This window comes from Streptomyces sp. SID3212, assembly GCF_009865405.1.
Taxonomy (GTDB): Bacteria; Actinomycetota; Actinomycetes; order Streptomycetales; family Streptomycetaceae; genus Streptomyces.
Map to the genome: position 1 here is coordinate 1 of NZ_WWJY01001064.1, position 1,868 is coordinate 1,868.

The 1,868-nt window shown below is 73.9% G+C and carries 1 protein-coding gene and 1 pseudogene; one reads left to right on the forward strand and one right to left on the reverse strand.

Translation table 11 applies throughout. The features are described 5' to 3' along the window. Nucleotides 1-258: pseudogene (locus tag GT042_RS31635) on the forward strand (monooxygenase); the annotation flags it as partial. An 82-nt stretch (nucleotides 259-340) separates the two neighbouring features. On the opposite strand, the gene GT042_RS31640 reads toward GT042_RS31635, so the two are convergent. Continuing rightward, nucleotides 341-1,597 carry a DUF4032 domain-containing protein gene (locus GT042_RS31640; protein WP_161312126.1) on the reverse strand — a complete coding sequence of 419 codons (1,257 nt, stop codon included), beginning with the start codon at nucleotides 1,595-1,597 and terminating at the stop codon, nucleotides 341-343. Nucleotides 1,598-1,868: the final 271 nt, after the last annotated feature.

Below are 1,868 nucleotides of genomic sequence, written 5' to 3' on the forward strand. Positions count from 1 at the left end.
GCGGCGGGGTACGTCGACGCGCTCACCGGCGAGGGGGTCGCGCTCGCGCTCGCCTCGGCGGAGGCGGCCGTACGGTGCCTGCGGGCGGGCCGTCCCGAGCGGTACGAGCGCGAATGGCGCGGGCTCTCCCGGCGTCACCGGCTGCTGACGGAGGGGTTGGTACGGGTCGCCGGGCACCCGGCGGGAGCCCGGCTGATCGTCCCGGCGGCGGCCCGCCTGCCGTCGGTCTTCGCGGCGGCGGTGCGGGCGTTGCAGTGAGGGGCAGCCGTACGCGCGTGACAGGAGCCCCGCCCCCGCGCCCGCGACAGCCCACGCCTCCGCCCCCGCTCCCGCGCCCCGGTCAGGGCGACAGACCCGCCGACGCGTCCGGCGCCTGGACGGTCAGCGCGCTCACCACGTGCGGCAGGACGTTCGCGACATAGTCCTCGACCGTCGCGTCGAGCCCCACGTCACGTCCCGCCTCCTCCGACAGGTACCAGCGGTGCTCCAGCACCTCGTGGTAGATCTGCGCCGCGTCCATCTCCCCGCGCAGCTCCAGCGGGACGGCCCGCACGGTCGGCCGGAACACGTCACGGACCCAGCGGTGCGCGAGCACCTCGGGCCGGGCCCCCAGCGGATCCCCCGGTACGTAGTCCTCCTCCCCGGCCATCCAGCTCTCCAGGTCGTTGAGCAGGCGCCGCGCCTGGTTCTCCTCGGCGTCCAGACCGGTCAGCCGCAACAGCTGCCGCTGGTGGTGGCCGGCGTCCACGACCTTCGGGAGGAACGTCACCGTGTCCCCGACGGGTGAGCGCTCGATCTGCATCTCGGCCACGTCGAAGCCCAGGTCGTTGAGCCGCCGTATGCGCCGGTCGATGTAGTGCCGCTTGCCGACCGGGTAGACCGACTCGCGGGTCAGCTCGTGCCAGAGGTCCTCGTACCGCTGGACGATGGCCGCGCCGAACGGGATCGGGTCGACGGACGGGTGCAGCGCCCCCGAGGCCTCCAGGTCCATCAGCTCCCCGGCGATGTTCATCCGGGCCAGCTCGATGTCGTACTCGCGCTGGCCCCGGCTGAGGTTCTGCTGGATCTGGCCGGTCTCGGCGTCCACCAGGTACGCGGCGTACGCGCCCGCGTCCCGCCGGAACAGCGCGTTGGACAGTGAGCAGTCGCCCCACGCGAAACCGGCCAGGTGCAGCCGTACGAGCAGCACGGCCAGCGCGTCCATGAGCCGCTTCACCGTGGACGGGCGCATCGTCGACTCGAACATCGAGCGGTACGGCAGCGATCCCTTGAGGTGGCGGGTGATCAGCGCCGACTCCAGCGGCTCGCCGTTCGCGTCCACCCGCCCGGTCACCACCGCCAGCGGGTCCACGGCCGGAATGCCGAGCCGGTGCAGGTCGCGCAGCAGGCCGAACTCCCGTACCGCCGCCCGCTCGGTGATCTCCTTGACCGCCACCACGTCGGGGCCCGCCGACGCGAAGCGCACGACGTGGCGCGAGATGCCGCGCGGGAGCGCGACGAGGCACTCCGGGGGCCACTCGTCGAGCGGGGTGTTCCAGGGCAGGTCGAGGAGCACGGCGGGCTGCTCCGGATTGGTCGCGCTGATCTGTAGCGCCATCGCGTCTCCCACGGCGGTTGTCGGGCGCGAACCGGACCCGGAACCGCCGGTACCAGTGTGCCGGGCGGTGCGAGCCGTCCCGGCGGCCGGGGGAGCAGTGTGGTGAACATCTGTGCACCCCGGGGTGCGGGTGAGGGTGCACAGGTGTTTACTCTGAGGGGTGAACGCCTGTGCACCCCCGGGGTGACCGGGCGCCCCGGCCGCCGCCCCGCCCGTGGTGACCGGGTGCCCGGCCCCTACCCCGCCCGTGGTGACCGGCCGCCCGGCCCCC